This window comes from Streptosporangium sp. NPDC002544 (assembly GCF_040295965.1).
Classification (GTDB): Bacteria; Actinomycetota; Actinomycetes; order Streptosporangiales; family Streptosporangiaceae; genus Streptosporangium.
Map to the genome: position 1 here is coordinate 37,762 of NZ_JBEOWJ010000041.1, position 19,023 is coordinate 56,784.

The 19,023-nt window shown below is 71.7% G+C and carries 18 protein-coding genes; 9 read left to right on the forward strand and 9 right to left on the reverse strand.

From position 1 onward, the window contains the following. Position 1: 1 nt before the first annotated feature. From ABT061_RS41415 to ABT061_RS41435, 5 genes are read left to right on the forward strand one after another with little or no spacing between them, the layout of a single operon-like run. A complete protein-coding gene (locus tag ABT061_RS41415) occupies positions 2 to 1,585 on the forward strand; it encodes an ABC transporter ATP-binding protein (protein WP_350928596.1) in 1,584 nt (527 codons plus the stop codon). Then, positions 1,582 to 2,814 (forward strand): ABC transporter permease, encoded by a 1,233-nt coding sequence (locus ABT061_RS41420; RefSeq protein ID WP_350928598.1) that lies wholly within the window; start codon positions 1,582 to 1,584, stop codon positions 2,812 to 2,814. Before ABT061_RS41415 ends, ABT061_RS41420 begins: the two co-directional genes overlap by 4 nt. Next, positions 2,811 to 3,725, forward strand: coding sequence for an ABC transporter permease (locus tag ABT061_RS41425; RefSeq protein ID WP_350928600.1), 915 nt, complete (start codon positions 2,811 to 2,813; stop codon positions 3,723 to 3,725). Before ABT061_RS41420 ends, ABT061_RS41425 begins: the two co-directional genes overlap by 4 nt. 59 nt (positions 3,726 to 3,784) lie before the next feature. Continuing rightward, complete coding sequence (locus tag ABT061_RS41430; protein WP_350928602.1) at positions 3,785 to 4,237, forward strand: VOC family protein; 453 nt, start codon at positions 3,785 to 3,787, stop codon at positions 4,235 to 4,237. After that, positions 4,219 to 4,635: a nuclear transport factor 2 family protein gene (locus ABT061_RS41435; RefSeq protein WP_350928604.1), complete on the forward strand. Its 417-nt coding sequence runs from the start codon at positions 4,219 to 4,221 to the stop codon at positions 4,633 to 4,635. Before ABT061_RS41430 ends, ABT061_RS41435 begins: the two co-directional genes overlap by 19 nt. Before the next feature lie 203 nt (positions 4,636 to 4,838). Here the strand turns inward: ABT061_RS41435 and ABT061_RS41440 are convergent, their stop codons facing one another. Both ABT061_RS41440 and ABT061_RS41445 read right to left on the reverse strand, forming a co-directional pair. Continuing rightward, on the reverse strand, positions 4,839 to 5,918 hold the full coding sequence (locus ABT061_RS41440; RefSeq protein WP_350928606.1) for a TauD/TfdA family dioxygenase: 1,080 nt from the start codon (positions 5,916 to 5,918) through the stop codon (positions 4,839 to 4,841). A gap of 385 nt (positions 5,919 to 6,303) precedes the next feature. Beyond that, a complete protein-coding gene (locus ABT061_RS41445; RefSeq protein ID WP_350928608.1) occupies positions 6,304 to 6,645 on the reverse strand; it encodes an ArsR/SmtB family transcription factor in 342 nt (113 codons plus the stop codon). Positions 6,646 to 6,808: 163 nt separating this feature from the next. Here ABT061_RS41445 and ABT061_RS41450 point away from each other — a divergent pair, with 163 nt between their 5' ends. Both ABT061_RS41450 and ABT061_RS41455 read left to right on the forward strand, forming a co-directional pair. Next, on the forward strand, positions 6,809 to 7,003 hold the full coding sequence (locus tag ABT061_RS41450; protein ID WP_350928610.1) for a DUF1918 domain-containing protein: 195 nt from the start codon (positions 6,809 to 6,811) through the stop codon (positions 7,001 to 7,003). Between the two features lie 109 nt (positions 7,004 to 7,112). Beyond that, positions 7,113 to 8,090 (forward strand): aldo/keto reductase, encoded by a 978-nt coding sequence (locus tag ABT061_RS41455; protein ID WP_350928612.1) that lies wholly within the window; start codon positions 7,113 to 7,115, stop codon positions 8,088 to 8,090. 373 nt (positions 8,091 to 8,463) lie between these two features. Here ABT061_RS41455 and ABT061_RS41460 read toward each other — a convergent pair whose 3' ends face one another. The 7 genes from ABT061_RS41460 to ABT061_RS41490 all read right to left on the reverse strand — a co-directional run bounded on the left by ABT061_RS41460 (position 8,464) and on the right by ABT061_RS41490 (position 16,954). Then, a complete protein-coding gene (locus ABT061_RS41460) occupies positions 8,464 to 10,389 on the reverse strand; it encodes an AfsR/SARP family transcriptional regulator (RefSeq protein ID WP_350928614.1) in 1,926 nt (641 codons plus the stop codon). 127 nt (positions 10,390 to 10,516) lie between these two features. Further along, positions 10,517 to 11,170, reverse strand: a complete 654-nt coding sequence (locus ABT061_RS41465; RefSeq protein WP_350928616.1) for a GAF domain-containing protein — start codon at positions 11,168 to 11,170, stop codon at positions 10,517 to 10,519. Next, on the reverse strand, positions 11,154 to 11,990 hold the full coding sequence (locus tag ABT061_RS41470; RefSeq protein WP_350928618.1) for a S8 family peptidase: 837 nt from the start codon (positions 11,988 to 11,990) through the stop codon (positions 11,154 to 11,156). Before ABT061_RS41470 ends, ABT061_RS41465 begins: the two co-directional genes overlap by 17 nt. Next, positions 11,987 to 15,004 carry an adenylate/guanylate cyclase domain-containing protein gene (locus ABT061_RS41475; RefSeq protein ID WP_350928620.1) on the reverse strand — a complete coding sequence of 1,006 codons (3,018 nt, stop codon included), beginning with the start codon at positions 15,002 to 15,004 and terminating at the stop codon, positions 11,987 to 11,989. Before ABT061_RS41475 ends, ABT061_RS41470 begins: the two co-directional genes overlap by 4 nt. Before the next feature lie 12 nt (positions 15,005 to 15,016). Next, on the reverse strand, positions 15,017 to 15,205 hold the full coding sequence (locus ABT061_RS41480) for an aroma-sacti cluster domain-containing protein (protein ID WP_350928622.1): 189 nt from the start codon (positions 15,203 to 15,205) through the stop codon (positions 15,017 to 15,019). Beyond that, positions 15,195 to 16,283 (reverse strand): radical SAM protein, encoded by a 1,089-nt coding sequence (locus tag ABT061_RS41485; RefSeq protein WP_350928675.1) that lies wholly within the window; start codon positions 16,281 to 16,283, stop codon positions 15,195 to 15,197. Before ABT061_RS41485 ends, ABT061_RS41480 begins: the two co-directional genes overlap by 11 nt. Further along, positions 16,283 to 16,954 (reverse strand): iron-containing redox enzyme family protein, encoded by a 672-nt coding sequence (locus ABT061_RS41490; RefSeq protein ID WP_350928624.1) that lies wholly within the window; start codon positions 16,952 to 16,954, stop codon positions 16,283 to 16,285. Before ABT061_RS41490 ends, ABT061_RS41485 begins: the two co-directional genes overlap by 1 nt. Before the next feature lie 192 nt (positions 16,955 to 17,146). Here ABT061_RS41490 and ABT061_RS41495 point away from each other — a divergent pair, with 192 nt between their 5' ends. Together ABT061_RS41495 and ABT061_RS41500 are read left to right on the forward strand one after the other, a co-directional pair. Next, positions 17,147 to 18,100: an ABC transporter ATP-binding protein gene (locus ABT061_RS41495; protein ID WP_350928626.1), complete on the forward strand. Its 954-nt coding sequence runs from the start codon at positions 17,147 to 17,149 to the stop codon at positions 18,098 to 18,100. A gap of 76 nt (positions 18,101 to 18,176) precedes the next feature. After that, positions 18,177 to 19,022 carry an ABC transporter permease gene (locus ABT061_RS41500; RefSeq protein ID WP_350928628.1) on the forward strand — a complete coding sequence of 282 codons (846 nt, stop codon included), beginning with the start codon at positions 18,177 to 18,179 and terminating at the stop codon, positions 19,020 to 19,022. Position 19,023 lies beyond the last annotated feature (1 nt).

Genomic DNA, 19,023 nt, shown 5'->3' on the forward strand with positions numbered 1-19,023 from the left:
GATGACAGAGGACGAACGGGCGAGGGAGCTCACCCCGCCATCGGCGCCCGCGCTGCGGCTGCGGGGAATCAGCAAGAGCTACGGTCCGGTCGTCGCCTGCGACGCCGTGGATCTCGCCGTGCACCAGGGCGAGATCCACGGTCTGCTCGGTGAGAACGGGGCCGGAAAGTCGACGCTCATGAAGATCCTGCTGGGCCTCGTCCAGCGGGACGCCGGGACCATCCTGCATCATGACGGGCCCGTCGACATCGGCAGCCCGCAGGAGGCCGTGGCTCTCGGCATCGGCATGGTGCACCAGCACTTCAGCCTGATCAATCCGCTGACGGTCTGGGAGAACGTCATCCTGGGGGACACCGGGAAGATCGACAAGGCCGCCGCCTGTGACCAGGTGCGGGACGTCTCCCAGCGCTACGGCCTGCCGATCGACCCGCTGGCCAGGGTCGAACGGCTCTCCGCGGGCGAGCGGCAGCGGGTCGAGCTGATCAAATGCCTGCGCCGGGATCCGTCGGTGCTCATCCTCGACGAGCCGACGTCCGTGCTGACCCAGGCGGAGTCGGCCGAGCTGTTCGGTGTGCTGCGCCACGTGGTCCGTTCGGAGAACCGTGCGGTCATCCTGATCAGCCACAAGCTGGCGGAGATCGCCGCGGCCACCGACCGGGTGACCGTGCTGCGCAAGGGGAGGGTCGTCTTCCAGAGCGCGACCGCGGAGACGGGGCCGCAGGAACTGGCCCGCCAGATGGTGGGCAGGGAGGTATCCCTGGGCAGCGAGGCCGCGGCGCTCGGCCTGCTGCCGGTCGACACCCCGCGGACGGGTGAATCCGGAGCGGGTAAAGCGGAGTCCTCGGTGGCCGCGCTGCGGCTGCGCGGCCTGACCGTCACCGTCGACGGGGTGCGCGTGCTGTCCGACCTCGACCTGGACGTCGCCCCCGGCGAGATCGTCGGCCTGTACGGGGTCGAGGGCAACGGCCAGTCGAACCTGGGCGACGTGCTGTCCGGGCTCGTCGTCCCGGACGCCGGGTCTGTCGAGATCTCCGGCAGGCAGGTGGACCTGAACCGCCCGGGGGCGCTGCACGCGGCCGGACTCGGCATCGTGCCGGAGGACCGGCACGCATCCGGGGTGGTGCTGGACATGAGCGTCGCCGAGAACCTGGTCATGAAGTCGCTGAACGCGGTGAGCGGCCGCGCGTTCGTCAGCCGCAGGAAGACGCATGAGGTGGCCCGCCGCCTGGCGGCCGAGTTCAACATCGTCACCCCGTCGATGGACACCCCGGTGCGCAGCCTGTCGGGAGGCAACCAGCAGCGGGTCGTGCTCGCCCGTGAACTCTCGGCGGGACCGCTCGTGCTGGTCGCCGCGCAGCCCACGCACGGGCTGGACGTGGGGGCCATCGAGGACATGTACCGGCGATTGCGCGACGTCGCGTCAGGAGGAGTGGCCGTGTTGCTGATATCCACCGAACTGGAGGAGGTCATGGCGCTCTCCTCCAGGATCGCGGTGATCTCCTCCGGGAAGATCACCGGTGTGCTCTCCACCGGGGAGGCCACGGCCGAGCGGCTCGGGATGCTGGTGGGCGGGGTGGCCGCGTGAACGAAGTCCGCGAGGACCTCCGCCAGGACTCCCCCCAGAAGCCGGGGCGAAAGTCCCAGCCGGCTCCCGGCACGGACGACACCTCCGGGCGTCGCCTGCTGGCCTTCCTCACCCCGAGTGCGGGCGGCTGGCAGACCGGCCTGGCGACCACCGCGGGCGTGCTCGTGGCGCTCTCCCTGTCGTCACTGCTGATCGCCGTCACCGGGGGATCTCCCCTGGCGTCGGTGCAGGCCCTCTTCGAGGGCAGCATGGCCAACTGGACGGCCTGGACCTCCACGCTGCTGTACGCGGCACCGCTGCTGCTGGTCGCCGTGGGCGCCTGCGTCAGCGCCCGATCGGGCACGTTCAACATCGGCCAGGAGGGCCAGGTGCTGATCGGCGCCCTCTTCGGGGCCTGGGTCGGCCTGCGCCTGGCGGTCCCGGGGCCGCTGCTGCTGGTGATCGTCCTGTTGACCGCCTCGCTGGCGGGCGGCGCCTGGGCGGCCCTCAGCGCGCTGATGTACCGGATCCGCGGCGTCAACATCGTGGTCAGCACGCTCCTGATGATCTTCATCGCCCAGCAGGTCGTCGCGTTCGCGGTGAACACGTCGTGGCTGCTGCAGGAGTCGCGGATCGGGGATGCCATCGTCTCGCCGCAGTCCAACCCGCTGCCGGCCGGCGCGCTGCTCGGCTCGGTCGGTGAGTACCCCAACCTTCAGGTCAACGGGGGCCTGCTGCTGGCGCTGGTCGGCGCCGTGGTGGTCGCGGTGGCGCTCGCCCGCACCCGGTGGGGGTTCCGGCTCACCATGCTCGGCCTCAACCCGCTCGCCGCCAAGCACGCGGGGGTGCGCGTCAACGCGCTGGGCGGTATGGCGCTGGCCATCTCCGGTGCCTTCGCCGGTCTGGCCGGGGCCGTGCTGCTGGCCAGCCCGGTGGGAGTCAACCGGCTTCAGCCGGGCATAGCGATGAACATCGGCTGGGACGGCATGCTGGTGGCCCTGGTCGCGCGTAACCGGCCGCTGCTGACCGTACCCGTCGCCCTGCTCTTCGGCGTGCTGCGTTCCGGCGGCGGCTTCCTCGCCGCGACCGGTGTGCCCCCGTTCCTCGTGGACGTGGTCAAGGCCCTGCTGGTGCTGGCCTTCGTCGCTCCGCCCGTCATCGTCGCCATGATCCGGCGTCGCAGGGCCGGTGTCCGTACCGCGCGCGCCGAGCACCGGCCCGCGCCCGTCGCAGAGGGGGCCGCGCTGTGATCGCCGTAGACGACATCTCCACCATCCTGTCCAGCGGGATCAGGCTCACCGTTCCGCTGGCCTTCGCGGCGTGCGGGGAGTACCTCGCCGAGCGGGCCGGCGCGATGAACATCTCCGTCGAGGCGATGATGCTGGGCGCCGCGTTCGGCTCGGTCGCCACGGCCAGCGCCACCGGCAGTGCCACCACCGGGCTGGTCGCGGGCGTGCTGATCGGGCTCCTGATCGGGTTCGTGCACGGCAACCTCTCACACCGGCTGGAGATCAACACCTTTGTGATCGGCCTGGTGCTCAACGCCCTCGTGCTCGGGCTGACCAGTTACCTGATCACGGTCAGCTCGTTCGAGTCGCACCAGGTGTCGCAGGTCAGCATCCCCTGGCTGCGCGACATCCCGCTGATCGGCCACCCGCTGTTCGTCGAGCGCTGGCCGGTCTACCTGCTGATCGTCCTCATCCCGCTGACCTGGTGGCTGGTGGAACGCAGCAGGTGGGGCCTGGAACTGCGAGCGGTCGGCGAGCAGCCCCAGGCCGCCGACGTCACCGGTATCCGGGTCAACCTGCGCCGCCGCCAGGCGCTGCTGTGGTGCGGCGCGCTGGCCGGGCTGGGAGGCGCGTACCTGGCGGTCGGCGAGGTCGGCTCGTTCAACCAGAACATGACCGCCGGGCGCGGGTACATCGTCATCGCGGCGGTGATCTTCGGTGCCTGGCGGCTGCGGCGGACCCTGATCGGCTGCGCGCTCTTCGGCCTGGCCGACGCCATGCGCCTGGCGCTGCCGGCGCTGGGCCTGACGATGAACTCGCAGCTGCTCGTGGTGGCGCCGTACCTGCTCGCGCTGCTGGCGATGCTGCTCTTCGCGAACCAGAACCGTGAACCCAGGGCGCTCGGCCAACCGTTCGAACGGGGATCTACCTGACGACCGGGCCGAGCCCCGATGACCACCCGCAGTGAAACACACGATATTTGGAGGAATCAATGAGTGATCTGACCCAGGCGAGATGGACCCATGTCGCGCTGCCCACCGGCGACCTCGACAAGGCGATCGAGTTCTACACGTCGCTGACGCCGCTGGTGGTCGTCGAGCGGTTCCGCGACGCCGACGGTGAGAGCGCCTGGCTCTCCAACGACAAGCAGGTTGAGACCCCGATGGTCCTGGTGCTCGTCTCGTTCAACAAGGACAAGGGCGGGCAGCTGGGGCTGCTGACGCCGTTCGCGCACATCGGCATCGAGGTGCCCGAGCGCACCGACGTGGACGGCATCGCCGAGCGGGCGCGCGAGCTGGGCTGCCTGCACTGGGAACCGCGCGACATGCCCGACCCGGTCGGCTACATCTGCGCGCTGAAGGACCCCGACGGCAACGTCATCGAGATCTCCCACAACCAGCAGGTCTTCAACACGGTGCGCAAGCTGTGGGCGAACCCCTCCTGAGCGGACAGCTCACCCGGGCCGCGGTCGCACGGTACGTCGAGGCGCTCAACGCGCACGACGCCGATGCGGTCGCGGCCTGCGTGAGCGAGGACTTCGTCAACGAGCACACCTCGGCCCTGGGGCGGAGCGTGACCGGCAGGCACGGCTACCGCGCCAACCTCACCGGTTTCCTGGCCGACTTCGTGGATCTACGCTACGAGGTCGAGGACCTCCTCGTCGAGGGCGACCGGGCGTCGCTCGCCTACCGGATGTCGTTCCGGCTGGCCTCGGCGGGCGGCAGGCCGGTGGTGGTGCGCGGGGTGTTCAGGTTCCGGGTCGACGCCGACGGCCTGATCGCGCACCGCACCGACTACTGGGACAGCGGCGAGGTACGGCGACAACTCGACACCCAGCCCTAAGTTCCCTTTAGGTCGATCAAACCAATAAAGGCTCCCAAAGCATCAGTAAGGGCTTAGGTGGGCCGAAATGACCCTCAGGGGCCTCTCGTGCCGGAAAGGGCACCGAGAGGCCCCTGAGGGCTGCTGGGGGGCGTCCGAAGGCCCCGAACGTGAGACGGCCGGTGGGAGAGATCCCACCGGCCGTCTCTTCTGTGTGGCGCGGGTCAGTTGCCCCAGTCCTGGTTGGGCACGACCGCCTCGGCGATGCGGAAGCTGCCGCCCGGCAGCGGCTTCTTGCCCTCCCCGTCACCCCTCGCCTTCACGACGTTCTTGCCGAACCCCTCCACGAGCGGGCGGCCCACGTCGCGCTTGAGCCACAGGCGCAGCAGGTGCCGGCGGCGCTCCGGCTCGGGCCAGTCGACGTAGCTGGTCCGCGAGTGCAGGGCGGCGTAGTTCAGCAGCCACTGGACGTCACCCGGCTGGAAGTCCATGTCGATCGGGAGCCCCTGCTCCTGGGTGATCTCGTCGTAGAGGTGCAGCAGCTCGATCTGCGCCTCGGTGAGCTGCGGCACGCCGGGGTACTTCTGGGCAGAGAAGATCATCGTGCTGCCCGCGTAGGTGCTGAAGACCCCGTCGACGTAGCTGCAGATCGGGGAGACGTAGGTGTCCGAGAGGGCGTCGGGGTCCTGGCCCCGCCAGTCCCAGTGCCAGGGCTCGAACAGCAGGGGAGCGAGGTCGGGGCGGCGGCGCAGGATCTCGTTGTAGATCGTCGTGCCGCTCACCAGGCTGCTGGAGCCGCCCTCCTTGGACGCGCGCAGGCACAGCAGCGCCACCACGTCGGAGCTGTCGGAGTGGAAGGGCAGCCGGTCGCGCACCCGCGACGGCAGCGCTCCGGGGTCGTCGAGCGTCTTGTTGGAGGTCGCGATGACGTGGTCGAGCACGTTGCCGAGCTGGTTCTGCTCCATCGGCGTGCCGAGGTGCAGGCCCATCAGGAAGAAGATCGCGCCGGCCAGCGTGTCGCCGTACTCGGCGGTGCGCAGGCCGCGGACCAGGATGAAGCCGCGCCCGGCGTCCATCTGCCGCGCGCACTCCTCGATCATGCCGCGCGCGGCGACGAGCGGGTAGCTCTCCGCGGTCACGTCGCGCAGGTCGGGGTCGTCCTCGACGAACCGGCGGCCGAGGGTTTCCAGCTCCTCACGCTCGGCGTCGTTGAGAAGGTAGATCCACTCGGTCGATCCGGCCAGCTCGTCACCGCGCCAGGCGGAGGGGCCGGTAATGGGGGATGAGGAAAGGTCTGTGGTCATGATGCGCTCCGAGTGCTCGGGGTCGTCTCAGAAAGTGCTCGCCGGGGCGGGACACGTGATCCGGGCGGGAACGCGACGGGAGAGGCCGCACGAACCGGTCGTGCGGCGGAGCCCGCCGCGACGCCAGGGTCAGAAGGGAGTCTGCGGATCCCCGGCGGCGGTACCTGGGCGCAGGCCCTTGCGCGGTGGGCGGATCCGCATCGGATCCCTGAAGCAGGGCAGGCTGGACCCGGAGCCTGGTACGGCTACCTGGGTCATGGTTCTCTCCTGCGGCTGGTGGTTCTTCCGCCACGCTAGACCGCTCCCAAAGGTTCCGTCAATAGAGATGTCGTCTCGCCCTCCGTTACGCCTGTGCGCCTCTGCGGCCCTCCGGGCGGGGACGGCCTCAGCGGGCCTCTCCGGCGCGGCGCTCCCGCTTTCCCCGTGCGATCTCGGTGCCCAGGGCGTCGAGGCGCTGGGTCCAGAAGTGCCGGTAGCGGTCGAGCCACCTGTCCACCTCCCGTAGCGGGGCGGGGTCGACGGCGTACAGGCGCCGTGTTCCCTGGGCGCGCACGGTCGCGAACCCGTTGTCCCGCAGCACGCGCAGGTGCTGCGAGACGCCGGGCTGGGAGATCCCGAACTCCTCCTGCACCACGGCGCTGATTTCGCCGGCCGCCCGCTCGCCATCGGCGAGCAACTCCAGGATCCGGCGCCGGACGGGGTCACCGAGAACGTCGAGTGCGTGCATGGCCTCACTATCCCAGTGTCGGCTCATATGCGGGAATTCCGCGGCCGGCCGAACCGTTCGGCCGCCCCAATGTGCCTCCCACCTGGACGTATGCGCCTCGGGATGGTGCCATGGGAGGAGAGGGATGCCCGGAGAGCCGGCACCTGTGATCCAGGAGGCCACAGTGAAGGCAACCATAGGTGACAAGCTGATCGTGGAGGGGACCCACAGCGGCGACCCTCGCAAGATCGGGTTCATCGTCGAACTCCATCACCAGGACGGAAGCCCGCCCTACGTGGTCCGCTGGGAGGACGACCAGCACGAGAGCCTCGTTTTTCCTGGGCCTGACGCCCATGTGGTGTCGAAGACACCGGAGTAGCAGGCGTTTCACGCCCGTTTGGTGAGGATTGCCCATGGCGGGGCGGCCGGGACCGCCCCGCCCCGGACACCGGTGATCCCATCGCGTCGCGCGGGCTACGATCGCTGATGTGCAGCAGCGTGAATTGGGTAGAACCGGCAGGCAGATCGGCGTCGTCGGGCTCGGCGCGTGGCAGTTGGGGGCCGACTGGGGTGAGGTCGGCGAGGACGAGGCGCTGGCCACCCTCAACACGGCCGTGGACTCCGGGGTCACCTTCGTCGACACCGCCGACGTGTACGGCGACGGACGGAGCGAGCAGATCGTCTCGCAGTTGATCAAGGACAGGCCCGGGCTGACCGTGGCCACCAAGATGGGCCGCCGTGTCGCCCAGGAGCCGTCCGCCTACACCCTGGACAACTTCCGGGCCTGGACCGACCGCTCCCGGGCCAATCTCGGCGTCGACACCCTCGACCTGGTGCAGTTGCACTGTCCGCCCACCCCGGTCTACTCCTCGGACGAGGTCTTCGACGCCCTCGACACCATCGTGGGGGAGGGCCGTGTGGCCGCCTACGGGGTGAGCGTGGAGACCTGCGAGGAGGCGTTGACCGCGATCGCCCGGCCGAACGTGGCCACCGTTCAGATCATCCTCAACGCCTTCCGGCTCAAGCCGCTGGAGAAGGTGCTCCCGGCGGCGGCCGCCGCCGGGGTCGGCATCATCGCCCGCGTCCCGCTGGCCAGCGGTCTGCTGTCCGGCAAGTACGACGAGTCCACGGTCTTCGCCGCCGACGACCACCGCACCTTCAACCGGCACGGCGAGTCCTTCGACGTCGGCGAGACCTTCTCCGGGGTCGACTACGCCACCGGCCTGGAGGCGGTGCGCCGCCTGGCCCCGCTGGTGCCGCCCCAGATCACCATGGCGCAGTTCGCGCTGCGCTGGATCATCGACCAGCCCGGCGTCTCCGTGGTCATCCCCGGTGCGCGCAACCCGGCCCAGGCCCGTGCCAACGCGGCCGCCGCCGCGTTCGACGCGCTGCCCGAGGCCACTCTCCAGGGTGTGCGGGAGATCTACGACGAGCTGATCCGCCCCCAGGTCCACCAGCGCTGGTGAACCGCCGCGGGTGACGACGCCGGTCATGATCTCCTGGATCCGGCGCGCCATGGCGGTCCACCGGTGCCGGTGAACCGCCGCGGGCGACGAGGGCCGGATTCCGCGCGGATGCGGGACCCGGCCCTCGTAGGCAGGTTTTTATGGATCTGTAAACCGGCCGGTTATGCATGGCCGTATCGGGACTGCCGGATGATATCGGGTTAGCCGGAAAAGCGGAATTCGGGAGGGAGTGGCCGGGATTTTTGGCCGCCGGATGAATTCCCTTTCTCTGGGCGGGGAGTTCGCCGGTGGTCCGTTAGGCAAAATAGAGGAAGTCCTTTTATCTGCCCATTCATCGTGTGACATGCCTTAGGGGGACGGGCGCCGTGCCGGGCTACGCGCGGGTGCGGGCGCGGCGTAGCCGCTCCCCGGCCGCGGTGCGCTGGGGCGCCGACTCCTCCCGCTGCAGCCGCTCCCGTGCGTACAGGCGCAGCCAGTCGGCGATCAGATAGACCGGGGAGGGGCTGGGCTCCGCGGTGACCACGTTGGCCTCGGCGAGCCTGTCGGCGACGTCGGCGGCCAGCCGCACGTCCGAGTCGAGCAGCGCGGCCAGATCGTCGGCGGTGAACTCGCCGCTCGGCAGCGCGCCCAGGCGCCGCAGCGAGGTCCACAGTTCGGGGCCGAGATCGCGCTCGTAGGTGGCCGCGCAGGTGCGCAGTGACAGGTCGTCCACCGACAGCTCGTCCAGCAGCGAGTGCTCGTCGGCGAGGCGGTCGGCGAACAGGGAGAGCCTGACGTGACGGTGGGCGGCCAGTCGCGCCCCGGCGATGCGGACGGCGAGCGGAAGGTTGGCGCAGGTGCCGACCACGCGCAGGGCGGCCGCGGGGTCGGCGTCGACGCGCTCGGCACCGGCGGTCCGCCGTAGCAACTCGACGCCTTCCGCGGGGGTGAAGGTCTCCAGCGCCACGTGGTGCGCCGACTCCAGGGCGCTCAGCCGCCTCCTGCTCGTGATCAGCACTCCGTTGTCCCCGGTACCGGGGAGCAGGGGCCGTATCTGCGCCGCGGTGGACGCCTCGTCGAAGATCAGCAGGATGCTGCGCTCGGCCAGCCAGGCCCGGCAGGCGGCGACCCGCTCGCCGGCCCGGCGCGGAGGGTCGCCCTCGAAGCCGCAGGTGCGCAGGATCTCGGCCAGCACATCGGGAATCGAACGCTCCCGGCCACCCGCCGTGCGCAGCCGTACGAAGAGCTGCCCGTCGCGGAAGCGCTCGCGCAGCAGGTGGGCGGAGTGCACGGCCAGCGCGGTCTTGCCCGCTCCCGCCGGGCCGGAGATCACCACCGGCGGGCTGTGCCGGCGGGCGCGGAAGACGTCGAGGATGTCCTGGACGCTCTCGCGGCGGCCGGTGAAGTCGGCCAGGTCGCGGGGGAGCTGGCTGAGGTGGGCGATCACCTCCTGGCCGTGGCCCGCGGTGGGGTGCGACCTGATCACGGCCGCGCCGCCGAGGTGTGGCGGGCCCCCGGCCGACGGGCCGTCCAGGGACGGGTCACCCGCGAGGATCGCCCGGTAGAGCCGTTCGAGGACCGGGCTGGGCTGGAGGCCGAGTTCCCGGGCCAGTGTCTGGCGCATGTCCTCGTACTGCGCCAGGGCCTCCGACTGCCGCCCGCAGCGGAACAGTGCGATCATCTGCGTGCTGCGCAGCCGTTCCCTGAGCGGGTGGCGCCGGACGTTCTCCTCCAGGGAGCCGATGATGTGCGTGTGGTGTCCGAGGCTGAGCTCCGCCTCGGCCCAGTCCTCGTACACCGACATGCGCTCGCTGCGCAGCCGGGAGAGCTCGTCGCTGATCAGCGGCACGTGCGCCATGTCGGGCAGGGGGTCGCCCCGCCAGAGCCGCAGAGCCTCGTGGAGCGGGCCCACCGCCTTGGTGATCTCGCGGTCGCGCAGGTGCTGGCGGCCCCTGCGGGCCAGGGTCTCGTAGACGAGGATGTCGAGCTGCTGGGGACCGAGCCGTAGCTGGTAGCCGGGAGGACGGTAGGCCAGCCGGTCGCGGTCGGCCTCCCCGAGCACGTTCTTGCGCAGCGCGGACACGTAGACCTGGACGTTCTTCAGCGCGGTCCTGGGGGGCTCCTCGCTCCACGCCGCGGTGCTGAGCTGGTCCACCGGGACGATCCTGTTGGCGTGGCAGAGCAGCAGGGACAGGAGCACGCGCTGCTTGAAGGGCCCGAGCGGGACCAGGCTGCCGTCGCGGCGGGCCTCAAGAGGGCCGAGCACGGCGAAGGTGGTCTCTCCCGCCTCCGCCTTCTCGCGCACTACGGTTGCACCCACGGGGGATTCTCCATTGGCTGTCCAGGCGGCTGCGGAAATCTGACCGGGTTATGTGGAGGCGGGCTCACAGAATTGTCATGATATATGCGCCTATCTATTAGTAAACCGGTGATTTCTGCTGAAGTAGTCAGCTCTGATTGTCAACCAGGAGCTCGTGAAGTGAACCGAGCAGACGCAGTCCGGCCCGCCGTCTTTCCTCGGTCCCGCCCGCGAGCGCGGAGACGATGGACAGCAGGTCGCCGAACTCGGCCCCGGTGCCCTCCAGCACCCGCAGGGCGTGGCGGTTGCGCTGCACGATCCGCAGCGCCGCCGACGCCTGCGCGGCGAAGAGCGTCAGCAGGGCCAGTTCGTCGATGGCCGCCCGCGCCTGTGGGTGAGGATCGAGCACCTCCAGCACGCCCAGCGCCTCGTCGTCGTGGACGAGCGGCACCGCCATGAGCCCACCCGGCACGTACGCGGTCGACTCGGCGATGTCGCGGGCGAACACCGTGCTCGTCGACAGGTCGTCGACGATCAGCGCGTCCCCGGCGCTCAGCACCCACCCCGCGATGCCCCGCGTGGCGGGGAAGCGCCGTCCGACGAGCACCTTCTCGCCCTCGCCGGAGACCGCCTCGAAGACGAGGTCCCCGTGCTCCTCGTTCACCAGGAAGATCGAGCTCGCCTTGGCCCCGAAGATCACGCGTGCGGTGTCGACGATCGACTGGAGCAGGAGGCGGTGTTCCGCCTCAGAGCCGGCGACCGCCGCCGAGACGGCCGCGATCATCTCACCGTTCACCATCATCGAGATTCCTCACATTCTGCGCGGTCAGGTACAGGACGGTCTTCACCTGGAAGGGCGTCAGCCCGGGGTGCTTGCTCAGGATCAGCGCGCAGTGGGCCGCGACGTGAGGGGTCGCGAAGCTGTTCCCGGTGCACCGGGTGCGCCCGCCGCCGGGCCAGGCCACCTCCACGTCGGATCCATGGGCGAAGAACTCCACGGGCGGGCGAGGGTTGTACAGGATCAGCCCGGGATCGGCCCCGGCGTGGCTTCCCACGGAGATCACCGAGGAGAACCGCCAGGGGAAGCTCTCCACCGGCAGGTTGTGCGCGGACGCCACGAGCACCGTACGGCGGAAGTAGGCGAGGTCACCGAGCTCGCGCAGCGGTTCGGCCAGGTGCCTCCTGTTGGTCGACAGGCTCAGGCTCACCACGTCGAAGCCCTGCTCGATGGCCCAGCGGAGCCCGGTGACGAAGGCGTCACCGGTTCCCGAGAAGCCCGCTCCCAGCACCTGGACGCTGTGCAGCTCGCACTCGGGCGCGATCGAGCGGATGATCCCGGCACACGCCGTTCCGTGCCCGCAGGTGTCGGCGGCGTCGCTCTCCCGCACGACGGCCTTACCGTCCGGGCCCGTCACCACGGCATGGGTCGCCTGCACCGGGGCGAGCAGCGGGTGGTCGCGGTCGACCCCGCTGTCCACCACGCAGACCCGCACGCCGCGCCCGGTGGCGCCCTGCCACGCCCACTCCGGGGTGATGGCCGCGTTGCCCGCGGCGGACACGCTGATGTCGGCGAGGTCGTCCTCGGCGCCGAGCCGCCAGGTGAGCTCGGGATGGGCGGTCATCGCCGGCCCGCCAGCGCCAGTGCCCATCCCCTGCCGACCAGGTGCCCCTTGGCCGCGAACTCGGCCATCGCGCCGCGCGCCGCGGCCTCGCTCTCCCGGTGGGCGCCCAGGACGGCGAGGCCGCGGGCGTTGCCGAGCAGCACCGTGGCGCGGCAGGCGGGGGAGTCGGTGCCGCCGGCTTCGCGTACGGCCAGGTCCATGAGCTCCCGGCAGGGCTCCGCGGCGCCCCGGGCGGCGAGCACCTCGGCCTGGATCGCGTGCAGCTCGGCCGTGTTCATCGGGGCGGCCCGGGGCGAGCCCTCCAGGGCCGTGCCCGCCCACAGCTCGGCCCCGGCCAGGTCTCCCCGGCGCAGCAGCGTGCCGGCCAGGTCACGTGAGGCGGTGACCAGGAGCTGGCTGTCGCCGAGCGCCCCGGCCCTGGCGCATGCCTGGCGGAGCAGGTCCTCGGCGAGGTCCCAGCGTCCGGCCAGCGATTCGACGGCCGCGGAGAAGATCGGCATGAACGCGTCGGCGTAGGCGTGCCGCAGGTCGGCGAGGGAACGCCCGGCCGCCGCGAGGGTGGTCCTGGCCTCGTCGAACCTTCCCCGCGTGGCCAGCAGGACCGCCAGGGGACAGCCGACGACGGCGCGCACGATCCCCCGGTCCCTGCCGTGCGCGGTCAGCAGGTCACGGCACCTGGAGATGGCGACGGGCGCCGGTTCCGGGCCCAGCCAGAGGGAGGCCGCCAGGTTGCCCAGGATGGTGGCGCGCTCCAGCTCGGCGCCGGACCGCGTGGCGTACTCCAGGGCACGCTGCAACATCTCCCTGGTCTCGGCGAACCTGCCGCGCCCCTGCGCCTCCTGGGCGACCATGGCCCAGGCCCTGGCCAGTCCGAGGTCGTCGGCGGCGGCCTCGAAGACCGGTATGGCACGGCGCGCGACCTCGGAGGAGCCGGCCGGGTCGAAGTGGCTCAGGTAGAGCGAGGCGTGGGCGGCCACCACCGCGTCGGCGTCGCCGGTCGCGCGCTCCAGCACCTCGGTGAGCAGCAGCCGTCCCCGCTCGACGTCACCCAGGGTGATCCGGGTCTCCGCGACGCGCCCGCTGATCCGCGGCCAGCCGGGGTGGGCCGGCCCCAGCAGCGCGGCCCCCCTGCTGAGCAGGTTCTCCGCTCTGGACAGGTCGCTCCTGCGCAGCGCGAGGGTGCCGGCCTCCGACAGCCGGGCCGCCGCCCCGTCGCGCAGCCGCGCGGTGTGCTCGTCGGGAGGGCCGAGGTCGGCGCGGTGCCGGTATGCCTGCTCCAGGTGCGTGCCGACCGCCTCGTCCCCGCCGCCTCCGGCGGCCAGCCAGCCGGCGAACCGCTCGTGCAGCTCGGCCCGCCGCCGCTTGGCCATGCCACCGTAGACGACCTCCTGGATGAGGCCGCTGGTGAACCGGAACGTCGCCTCCGTACGATGCTCGATGAAGGACTTGCGCCGGAGCTCCTCCAGCGGAGCGCCGGGCTCGCCGGTCCCCGAGACGGCCCGCAGCTCCCCGGCGGTGAACTCCCTGCCGACCACCGCGGCGCACTCCAGCACCTCCCTGGCCGCGGGACCCAGCCTGTCGACGCGGGCCGCGATGAGAGCGTGCACGGTCAGCGGCAGGCCGTGCGGCTCCCCGCCGTCGCCGAGCATGGCCACCAGCTGCTCCAGATACAGGGGGTTGCCCTCGGAGCGGTCGGCGATCCGGTCGAGCAGGGCGTCGTCGTGCGGCGTCACCTCGGCCAGCCCGGAGGCCAGGAGCCGGGAGTCGGCCGGGCCGAGCCGGGGCAGCGCCAGCCGGGAGGCGACCTGCCAGCCGGGCATGCGGTCGAACAGGTCGGAGCGCGTCACGCAGAGCACCATCACCGCCGCCTCGCTCAGCTCCTCGGCCAGCCGGCCGAGCGTGTCGAAGACCGCGCCGCCCGCCCATTGCACGTCGTCCAGCACGATCAGCACGTACGTGGAGCGCCCGAGTCCGGCCAGGACGCTGCGCAGTGCCCAGGAGGTCTCCTGGTATGAGGGGTTGGGCGTGCCGTCCTTCAGCAGGCCGTCGCGGAGCACGGCGAGGGCCCGCGGGTCGGGCGTGCCCACGGTCACCAGCTCGCGCACCGCGTCCGCCACCCCGAGCAGCGTGCCGCCCGCGCCGTACGGGCGGCAGCGGCCGGAACCGACGAGGACGCCCCGCTGCCCCGCGCGCTCCGCCCACAGCCGTGCCAGCCGGGTCTTGCCCACCCCCGCCTCGCCGTGCAGGGTCACGATGCGGCAGTGGCGGTGCCTGATGATCCCGTCCAGGGTCCGGTCCAGCTCGCGCAGCGGTTCCTGCCTGTCGACGAACGGGATGTCGAACCGCCGGATCACGGCCGGGTCGTCGGAGCGCATCGAGACCAGCCGCCACGCGGTGACCGGATGCCGCTTGCCGCGCAGTGTCAGGGGGCCGGCCGCGGTGCCCATGGCGGAGGGGCCGACCAGGCGCCAGGTCTCGGGCCCGAGCAGGATCTCTCCGGGCTGGGCGAGCTGCTGGAGCCGGGCGGCGGCGTTCACCGTCTCGCCCGCGACGAGGGCCTGCTCACCGCGGGTGAGGCCGGAGGTGACGACCTCGCCGGTGTTGACGCCGATGCGGACCCTGAGCCGGATCCCGAGATCGTGGTCGAGGTCGTCGTTGAGCCGTTCGAGCGCCGCCCGCATGTCCAGCGCGGCACGGGCGGCGCGCAGCGCGTCGTCCTCGTGCAGCTCCGGTACGCCGAAGACGGCCATGACGGCGTCGCCGATGAACTTCTCCACCGTGCCGCCGTGCCAGGCGAGCTGGTCGCGCATGAGCGCGAAGTAGCGGATCAGGACCGCGCGCAGGGACTCGGGGTCGAGGCGCTCGCTCAGCGCGGTGGACTCGGCCAGGTCGCAGAAGACCACTGTGACGATCTTGCGCACCTCCACCGGCGCCGGCGCGGCGAGGTGTGTGCCGCACGACGGGCAGAACCGGGGGTGTCCCGGCGTCTCGGCCAGGCAGGAAGGGCACCGCATGATCATCCCCGATCAGAACAGGAGTCCGCCGACGATGTGGGCCTCGACCTCGGGGGAGCCCTCTCGCAGCTGCCCGTGGATGGAGACCAGGAGCGCGACCTCGGCCTCGCTCAGCGAGCGGACGATCTCGCGCTGCTCGGGGCCGACGAGGGTGAGGTCGATTCCCGCCCGGGCCAGCTCGTCGAGGGGGTCAAAGGTCATGTTTCCTCCCGGGGTGGCCGAGTGAGACGAGGTCGCCGTAGGGCGGGCAGCCGTACCTCCCGGCGAAGCCCACCCCGCCGCCGGCCAGCTGCATGTCGAGGACCCGCCGCTCCAGGAAGGCGGCGGCGGGCGTGTGCGGGGGAGGGGTGACCTCCAGCTCCCGGCAGGTCTCGCAGTACCCCCGGCCCGGCGGGGCGCCGGCCAGCCGGAGCGGGCCGTACGTTCTCAGGGCGCGCAGCGTGCCGGAGGTCAGGCAGCGCTCCCTGACCGTGCTCCAGTCGTCGGCACCCGCGTGCCCCAGGCGCAGGTGGCCGGGGACGGGGCGGTGGTCGACGACGTCCTGGTTGCAGCACGCGGTGATCGTCCCGTCGAACCCGACGGTCGGCCAGGCGGCCATCGCGCACGGCAGCGCGGGCGCGACCCCGGAGCCCGTCACGGTTCCGGCGTTCCCGGCGGCCGGTGCGGGTACGGTGCCCCTGCCCGGCAGGGGGCGGAGCGCGGGCGTGCCGGCACGGGCCCGGCCGACCGGCCGCACGCGCCCCACCAGCATCGGGATCCGGTCGTGGAACTCCCGCCGGATCTCCGCGGTGACGTCGCGCAGGTAGGGGTCGTCGGGCCCGCTCCCGGTGAGATGGAAGCTGAGGTCCTTGCCTCGCGCCAGCAGCGCCCGCATGACCGCGAAGACGCTCCTCCTGGGCACCTCCTCCTCGTGGAAGGCGTCCAGGCTGGCGGAGAAGTGGTCGGCCGCCTCGATCGCCCCGGCGATCGAGGCGGGAATCCGGGGCGCGAAGAACATGCCGGACAGGATCATCGTGCGGGTGCCGCTGCGGGCGGCGGTCTCGGCCAGGGAGCGGGCCAGACGGGGCCGGAGCAGCGGCTCGCCTCCGGTGAGCATGACCAGCTCCGGCCGGTCCGCCGGGGTGAACGTCCCGGCGAACCGCTGGAAGATCTCCCCGGGGTGCTCCTCGGAACCGGGCAGCGAGCCGGTCGAGCAGTGACCGCAGCGCAGCGGGCACCGCCGGGTGATCGCCATGAGCACCGCGGCGGCGGGTACCGGGCGCAGCGCCAGGATGTCCATCAGGTGCACGGGAGCACCTCCGGGGGTTCCCCGGCCAGCTCGCGCAGGAGCGCGGCCGCGGCGCGCACGGTGTGCAGGGCGCTGGTGCCGACGGCGGCCTGCTGCTCGCGCGTCGGCCGCAGGCCGTCGAGCATCCGGTCCAGGCCGTCACGGTGCCCCGGATCCAGCGCGGCATGCCGCCACAGGGTGCGGAAGGCCGCCCGGGGGTACCCGGTGCCCCGTTCGAGGTGTTCGAGCAGTGCGGGGGAGGGCGCCTCGCCCTCCAGCACCGCGACGTATCCGAGCAGCGCGACGGGGTGGTGGTGCAGCACCCAGTAGTACTGGGCCCCGACGAGTTCGGCCACCGACGGGGGCGGCGTGCGGCGCAGCAGTTCCTCCGCCGAGGGCTCGATCGAGGCCAGGTCCTCGCGCAGCCAGTCGTCGTGACAGGCCTCCTCGGCCGCGTGCCGGTCCAGGTACTCGCCCAGCTCCCCCTCGCCCAGCTCCACCGCCCTGGCCGACGCGGCCCGCAGCAGCGGTACCGAGGCCCTGATGACCATGTGCATCGCGCACAGGTAGTCGCGGTAGCGCCGTCGAGGACCGGGGGCGCGCCACAGCGTGCTCTCCGCGCTCCTGAGCGCGCGGTCGGCCAGGTCGATCTTCGCCCGCAGGATGGCGCTGGGGGGTGGCATCGGGCTCCCGTCGTCTGAACGAAGTGTCGGCTCGGCCGGTTGGATAACGGTTGAAACCCGGTATGGAAGTACCTGGTGCCGCGCCCTGCCAGGGGCGGTGCCATGCCTCAAACCGGATTCCAACCGCGATCAAGGCGCGCTTTAACCGGGGGCTCGCACACTGGGCGCCACGTGCCGAAGAGGGAGCCGGACATGGCGGACGTCGCGGTCGAGACCAGCGAACTGCGCAAGACCTACGTGAGCTCGTCCGGGGTGACCGAGGCGGTGGCCGGGCTCACCCTGCGAGTGGGCAGGGGGGAGCTGTTCGGCCTCCTCGGGCCCAACGGGGCGGGAAAGACGACGACGATCGGCATGCTCACCACCAGAATCGTGCCCACCGGCGGTGTGGCCAGGGTGGGGGGCGCGGACGTGGTGCGCGAGCCCATCGCGGTCAAACGCCACATCGGTGTCGTGGCCCAGTACAACAACCTCGACCGGCAGCTCACCGCGTGCGAGAACCTGGAGTTCCGCGGCCGGTACGCCGGGCTGCCCGCGAAGGAGGCCAGGCGGCGGGCGCTCGAGTTGCTGGAGCGGTTCGGCCTGAGTTCCCGCGCCACGGCCAGGATCACCGAGATGTCCGGCGGCCAGGCGCAGCGCGTCATGATCGCGCGGGCGCTGATGCACCGGCCGGACATCCTCTTCCTCGACGAGCCCACCTCGGGTCTGGACCCGCAGACCAGGGTGAACCTCTGGGACACCCTGCGGGAGATCCGCGCCGGGGGCCAGACGATCGTGCTGTCCACCCACTACATGGAGGAGGCCGAGGAGCTCTGCGACAGGATCGCGATCATCGACCGCGGAGCCGTGCTGGCCTGCGGGGAGCTCGCCGAGCTCAAGACGGCGACCGGCCTGCGGACCGTGCTGACCCTCACCTACGACGGGGACCCGGAGAAGCTCGTCGAGCAGGCCCGGCGGCTGGCGGGGGTCGCGGACGCCGAGGTCTCGGAGAACCGGCTGCGCGTCTTCACCCTGGCGCCGGAGGGCATCCTCGCCGCCCTGGTGAGCGCGGGCCAGGACGCCGGGCTGGCGCTGGCCGACGTCCGGGTCGTCCGGCCCAGCCTCGAAACGGTGTTCCTCGCCCTGACCGGGCGGGAGTACCGGGATTGACCTCCTCCCCGCGGCATCGCGCCGCGCCCCCTCTCCCGGGGCCAGAGCCCGGGATCTCCCCGCTCAAGGAGATGCGATGACGGCATCGACCATCGCGCCGCCGGCCGCGTCACGCGGCTACGCGCGCACCTTCGGCGCGCTGCTCGCCAGGGACCTGCGGGTGCTGCGGCGGGACCTGCCCTCCTTCATGGCCCGCACCGTGGTCCAGCCCGTCCTGTTCATATTCGTGTTCGCCGTGGTCCTGCCGCGGATCGGGTACGGGGCGGGGCAGGGACTCTCCGAGGCCGGGCGCGCGGAGACGTTCGCCACGATCCTGGTCCCCGGCCTGGTCGCCTCGGGCATCGTGCTCCAGGGCATCTTCGCGGTGACGACCCCGCTGGTCATGGAGCTGTCCTACACCAAGGAGATCGACGACAGGGCGCTGGCCCCGATCCCGGTCTGGGCCGTCGGGGTCGAGAAGATCGTCGCGGGTGCGATCCAGGGGGTGATCGCGGCGGTGGTCGTCTTCCTCGCGGTGCTGTTCGTGCACGGCCCCGGCGAGGCCCCGAACATCGACTTCGGCCGCTGGCCGCTGCTGATCGCGGTGCTGGTGCTGTCGTCCCTGCTGACCGCCTGCCTGGGCCTGCTCATCGGCACGCTGCTCCCGCCCCAGCAGCTCAGCGCGCTGTTCGCGATCTTCATAGTCCCGCTCATGATGCTCGGCTGCGTGTACTACCCCTGGTCCGCCCTGGAGGCGCTGCCCTGGCTGCAGACCGCGGTTCTGGTCAATCCGCTGGTCTACGTGAGCGAGGCGCTGCGCGGCGCGCTGAGCCCCGCCGTCCCGCACATGCCGGAGGCGGTCGCGCTGGGCGTGCTCGCCGCCGGGACGCTCGCCACGGGCGCGCTGTCGCTGCGGTCGTTCGCGCGGCGTCTGGTGGGTTAGC

Excerpts from the sequence above, each read along its gene's own strand:
- ABT061_RS41415 (WP_350928596.1), top strand. The coding sequence starts at position 2 with ATGACAGAGGACGAACGGGCGAGGGAGCTCACCCCGCCATCGGCGCCC.
- ABT061_RS41430 (WP_350928602.1), top strand. The coding sequence starts at position 3,785 with ATGAGTGATCTGACCCAGGCGAGATGGACCCATGTCGCGCTGCCCACC.
- ABT061_RS41440 (WP_350928606.1), bottom strand. The coding sequence starts at position 5,918 with ATGACCACAGACCTTTCCTCATCCCCCATTACCGGCCCCTCCGCCTGG.
- ABT061_RS41445 (WP_350928608.1), bottom strand. The coding sequence starts at position 6,645 with ATGCACGCACTCGACGTTCTCGGTGACCCCGTCCGGCGCCGGATCCTG.
- ABT061_RS41465 (WP_350928616.1), bottom strand. The coding sequence starts at position 11,170 with ATGATGGTGAACGGTGAGATGATCGCGGCCGTCTCGGCGGCGGTCGCC.
- ABT061_RS41470 (WP_350928618.1), bottom strand. The coding sequence starts at position 11,990 with ATGACCGCCCATCCCGAGCTCACCTGGCGGCTCGGCGCCGAGGACGAC.
- ABT061_RS41475 (WP_350928620.1), bottom strand. The coding sequence starts at position 15,004 with ATGCGGTGCCCTTCCTGCCTGGCCGAGACGCCGGGACACCCCCGGTTC.
- ABT061_RS41480 (WP_350928622.1), bottom strand. The coding sequence starts at position 15,205 with ATGACCTTTGACCCCCTCGACGAGCTGGCCCGGGCGGGAATCGACCTC.
- ABT061_RS41485 (WP_350928675.1), bottom strand. The coding sequence starts at position 16,283 with ATGGACATCCTGGCGCTGCGCCCGGTACCCGCCGCCGCGGTGCTCATG.
- ABT061_RS41490 (WP_350928624.1), bottom strand. The coding sequence starts at position 16,954 with ATGCCACCCCCCAGCGCCATCCTGCGGGCGAAGATCGACCTGGCCGAC.
- ABT061_RS41495 (WP_350928626.1), top strand. The coding sequence starts at position 17,147 with ATGGCGGACGTCGCGGTCGAGACCAGCGAACTGCGCAAGACCTACGTG.
- ABT061_RS41500 (WP_350928628.1), top strand. The coding sequence starts at position 18,177 with ATGACGGCATCGACCATCGCGCCGCCGGCCGCGTCACGCGGCTACGCG.